5 protein-coding genes are annotated in these 4540 nt (G+C 40.6%); all 5 read left to right on the forward strand.

Annotated features, from left to right (window positions below; all coding sequences use genetic code 11):
• The first annotated feature begins 413 nt into the window (after window positions 1-413).
• The 5 genes from FTU37_RS16295 to FTU37_RS16315 all read left to right on the forward strand — a co-directional run bounded on the left by FTU37_RS16295 (window position 414) and on the right by FTU37_RS16315 (window position 4431).
• On the forward strand, window positions 414-1370 hold the full coding sequence (locus tag FTU37_RS16295) for a VacJ family lipoprotein (RefSeq protein ID WP_078189556.1): 957 nt from the start codon (window positions 414-416) through the stop codon (window positions 1368-1370).
• A 98-nt stretch (window positions 1371-1468) separates the two neighbouring features.
• A complete protein-coding gene (gigA, locus tag FTU37_RS16300) occupies window positions 1469-2437 on the forward strand; it encodes an RsbU family protein phosphatase GigA (protein ID WP_180005046.1) in 969 nt (322 codons plus the stop codon).
• A 112-nt stretch (window positions 2438-2549) separates the two neighbouring features.
• A complete protein-coding gene (gene gigB, locus FTU37_RS16305) occupies window positions 2550-3068 on the forward strand; it encodes an anti-anti-sigma factor GigB (protein ID WP_078189558.1) in 519 nt (172 codons plus the stop codon).
• Window positions 3069-3100: 32 nt separating this feature from the next.
• On the forward strand, window positions 3101-3925 hold the full coding sequence (locus tag FTU37_RS16310) for a carbon-nitrogen hydrolase family protein (protein ID WP_180124663.1): 825 nt from the start codon (window positions 3101-3103) through the stop codon (window positions 3923-3925).
• A gap of 95 nt (window positions 3926-4020) precedes the next feature.
• On the forward strand, window positions 4021-4431 hold the full coding sequence (locus FTU37_RS16315; protein ID WP_180124664.1) for an organic hydroperoxide resistance protein: 411 nt from the start codon (window positions 4021-4023) through the stop codon (window positions 4429-4431).
• The last annotated feature ends 109 nt before the right edge of the window (window positions 4432-4540 follow it).

Genomic DNA, 4540 nt, shown 5'->3' on the forward strand with positions numbered 1-4540 from the left:
GTAAAAATCCACACAAGTTGTTCTTCATAATCTCTTAATGATCTTCTTGTTGGTTCGTCACCAGCAAGCTAGGTCGGCTATATTACTCTTTATTTCTAAAGAGTCAACCGGTAATTCAAATTATTTTAAACTTATCAAATAAAACCTAACTTAATCAATTCAACCAAGTCATTGTTTTATCAGAAGTTTTAATCTTCATCACCGCCGATGGATGTGCATTCTACAGCATTTCACATCCGTTGCAACACCTTTTTTAAAATAATTATTTTGAACGCACATTTTTCACTCAAATTACATTTTTTCATTCATATTTTGATCAAATTTGGTTTAATAGTAATAAATCAGGATTATTTGAACGTTTTTACTTATTATACGGCAAACATTTTGCCGCGCTAAAAGCGTCAGGACTATATATGCGCCAAACTTCTTTTTTATATGCAGGATTATTGTCACTTGTCGTAACAACACCTGTATTTGCAAATGACGAAGCTTCAGCACCTGTTGCTCAAGATTCAGAAGCTGCCAATAAATCAAAAACACAACAACTTGCGCATGCTGCGATGGTCAAGTCATCTGAAGTTGCAAAAAAATTATCTGTTAATGCGAATGCAGCACAATCAGAAGAAGATAAAGACCCTTTCCAACCGATCAACCGGAAAGTTTACGCATTTAATGATTATTTAGATGTCCATATTGCCCGCCCTGCTGCTGTGCAATATGTCGCAAAAACTCCAAAGGATATTCGTGAATCTTATCGTTTATTCCGTAAAAATTTAGGCGAACCTTGGAATGCGTTTAACCAACTCATCCAAGGACGACCGACACGTGCCGCAAAAAGTCTAGGTCGCTTTACTGTTAATACACTGACAACTTTAGGCTTTGCTGACCCTGCGAGTCGCCTAGGCCTAGAAACCGAAGATGAAAATTTTGGTGCAACTTTAGGATATTACGGTATTCCTTCTGGTCCTTATATTGTTCTACCAGTGCTTGGCCCAAGCACATTGCGCCAAACCGTTGGTCTAGCTGTAGATAGTCAAGGACGTCCACAGAAATATATGCTTGATGGTCATGATGTAGCTTACTGGTCTGAGCAAACTTTACGTGGAATTGATACTCGCGCTCAATTACTGGATATCGAAGGTGTATTGCAAGGCGATAAATACGCTCAAATTCGTGATATCTATTTGCAACGCCTGAACTATTCTATTGCCGAGAAAAAAGGTATTGCTGAAGAAAACTTATTTATTGATGAAGAAGATGACGATATTGATGAATCTGAAGATAATTCAACAGATGTTTCATCTGATGATTCTACCGATTTCATTGATGATAGCAGTTCAGATGATACCGACACGGTAACAACTGAATAAATAAAATTTTTCAATTGGCTGGTGTGGTTTTTCCCTCCAGCCATCATTAGCTTGCTATAGTACACTTATTGTCTATCGAAGGATTCATCTAATTCTTTATGTATTTCATTCAACCTACTCGTGATATTCCATATTTAGATCAGGTACTTGATGCGCTTCCTAGCGTACAAATGATTAACATTGAAGATCTAGACTTGTATGATCCAACGATCATTGCAATTGCTGATGTTGCCGACTTTTTAAATCACCAATGGACACTTCCCACCATTGTGCTCGCTTTTGAGCATGAAGGTGCTGCATTGGCTCAAGCTTGGCAACAAGGCGCTTTAGCAGGATGGGTTTGGGATCATATTCCAACTAACCTCCAAGCAGCACTCACTAAAATTGATGCGCAATACAAACGCAATCAAGACAGCCGCGACCTCCCTTCTGCTGCAGATTTGCAAAAACGCTTACTGCCAAATCCAATCGAACTCCACAATTATAAAGTTGAAACATTCTTCCAACCTTCTGCTTATTTATCGGGTGATTGGTACGATTACTGGAAAATCAGCGATAAAGAAATTATGTTTTATCTCGCAGATGTGTCTGGTCATGGGGTAACGAGTAGTTTACTGACCTCATGGATGGCTGCTTTCCACGGTCGTTCAAAAACCCCGAGAGAACTCATCAAAAAGCTCAATGGCATGCTGGTTCAAGAAAATATTGAAAAGCACATTACCATGATTGCTGGGATACTCAATCTCGATACGCATGTCTTGAAATGGTCTAGTGCAGGGCATTATCCGCCGGCCATTTTATTTGAACCCGGTCTTCCTGCGCGAATTTTAAATACCAGCAGCTTCCCACTCGGCTTAACTGAAGACCTAGAAGTGGAAGAGTTTGAATTTACCTTAAATCGTTATTCGCGCTTTGTAATTTGCTCGGATGGCGCACTTGAACCTTTTGACGGTGGATTGAATGAACAGCTAGGTCAATTGGTTTATCACTTGCAAAATCAATCATTTCAAGCACCAGACCATGTTGCTGACGATATTGCCATCCTAAGTTTACGTCGAATCAATTAATCACGAAATCAATTACTTAAACCGAATACGACTTTCTGATCATACTCGGCTACTTGAGTAAGCTGTGCCCCTATGGGATAATTTACTATCCTTCTCTGCAAATGGCATTTATATGTCAACAGGTCATGTTGAATATGCAAGCTTGAACGGAACGCATATTTTTAAGCTTATTGGCGAAGTGCGTGCCCAATCTTGTATTAGTCTAGACAAGTTATTAAACAAAATTGAACAGCAACAAAATGTCGTCGGTGCAATCGTTGATTTAACCCAAACGACATTTATCGATAGTACTGTTCTTGGCATTTTGGCGAAACTGGGTTTGAAGCTCAAACAAGTTCACCATATCCAAGCGGTAATGTTGTCTACAAACTCTGATATCACAACGCTTGCCAATAGCATGGGTTTAGGTCAAGTGTTTGTTATTTTGAATTATTGTGGTGATCCAAGTGTATGCACTCGCGCACTTATGGAAGAACACATTACCCATAGCAATATGCTGAATACGGTTTTAGATGCACACAAAACGCTGATGAAACTAAATGATAGCAACCAAAATATGTTTGAGCCTTTGGTCAAACAACTGCAAAAAGAGCAGGACAATCTAGAGCAACCCAAGCAGCAAAATGTCTAATTTAGGTTAATCACAGCAGAGACCCTCTTCGCATGACTTTACTTTCCATTGCTCAAATGAATTCTCAAAATGACATTGAAGATAACTTCAAAGTGATCGAGTCATTGATGCAACAAAGTCAGGCTCAAGGTGCGAGTCTCATTGTATTTCCCGAAAATTTTGTCTGCTTTGCCGCAGGTAAACAACGCGAAACCGCGGCGCAATTTGAAAGTATTCAGCAGCGACTAGAACAACTCGCACATCGTTATCAACTTTGGATTGTTGCGGGCACACTCCCATGCCCTTATCGTCCAGATGGCTCAATCATTCAAGATGGCCGTGTCCGTACGGTCAGCCTGTGTATCAGCCCTGAACGTACCGAAGCACGTTATGACAAAATTCATTTATTTGATGTTCAAGTTGGTGACGCTGTCGGTGGCTATCAAGAATCAAAATTCTTTGAACCTGGTACTGAAACCGTAGTTGCAACAACACATTTTGGCAATATTGGCCTGATGGTGTGCTACGACTTGCGCTTTCCTGAACTGGCTTTGAAACTTCGTAGCCAAGGTGCAAACATTTTAACGGCGCCTGCAGCTTTTACTTATACCACGGGTGAAATGCACTGGCAGTTGTTACTGCAAGCTCGTGCCATGGATAGCCAATGTGCTGTACTGGGTGCCGCACAACAAGGTTGGCATGGTGAAAAGCGTCAAACTTGGGGGCATGCTGGAGCAAGCAACAGCCGCGGTCAAATTTTAGCAATCACCGCAGAAGAAGGCGCTCAACTACTCACAGTTCCTTTTGACTTAGACGAGCAGCAACAGATTCGCGCATCAATGCCACTGATGCAGCACCGTGTTTTGGTTCAATATTGATTTTCACTCTGTATAAAATTACAAAAAAACTGAATATTATTTAAACAAAATCCCCCACGATATGATTTTGAACCATCATCTGAGGGATTAGAAAAATGACTTTAGAAAAAGCAGTTTATACAGCCCATGCAAAAGCCACTGGTGGTCGTGATGGTCGTGCAACGACGTCCGATGGTTATTTAGATGTTCAATTGGCGGTGCCGAAAATTATGGGGGGTACAGGTAATGGTACGAATCCTGAACAACTCTTCGCCGCTGGTTATTCAGCCTGTTTTTTAGGTGCAATGAAATTTGTGTCTAACCGAGATAAAATTTCGATTGCCCCTGCTGCCTATGTTGAAGGTGATGTTGGTATCGGCCCTATTCCAACAGGATTTGGTATTGAAGTGACGCTTAATATTCATCTTGAGGGTATGGATGCAAGCGAGGCACAGAAATTGGTCGATGCTGCACATATTGTTTGCCCCTATTCAAATGCGACCCGAAACAATATTAGGGTCTGTTGACATTTGTTGATTAAAAAAATAGCGAGATAGTAAAATTAAATCGCCAAACCCAATTTTACACTCGCTATGCCTCGAACAATGCTAAATGATCAACACTGGTCCAAGTTAC

It is taken from the genome of Acinetobacter sp. YH12097 (assembly GCF_013419225.1).
GTDB lineage: Bacteria > Pseudomonadota > Gammaproteobacteria > Pseudomonadales > Moraxellaceae > Acinetobacter > Acinetobacter amyesii.

Bases quoted from the DNA above. Each gene is read 5' to 3' on its own strand.
- gigA (WP_180005046.1), top strand. From the start codon at position 1,469: ATGTATTTCATTCAACCTACTCGTGATATTCCATATTTAGATCAGGTA.
- gigB (WP_078189558.1), top strand. From the start codon at position 2,550: ATGTCAACAGGTCATGTTGAATATGCAAGCTTGAACGGAACGCATATT.
- FTU37_RS16310 (WP_180124663.1), top strand. From the start codon at position 3,101: ATGACTTTACTTTCCATTGCTCAAATGAATTCTCAAAATGACATTGAA.
- FTU37_RS16315 (WP_180124664.1), top strand. From the start codon at position 4,021: ATGACTTTAGAAAAAGCAGTTTATACAGCCCATGCAAAAGCCACTGGT.
- FTU37_RS16295 (WP_078189556.1), top strand. From the start codon at position 414: ATGCGCCAAACTTCTTTTTTATATGCAGGATTATTGTCACTTGTCGTA.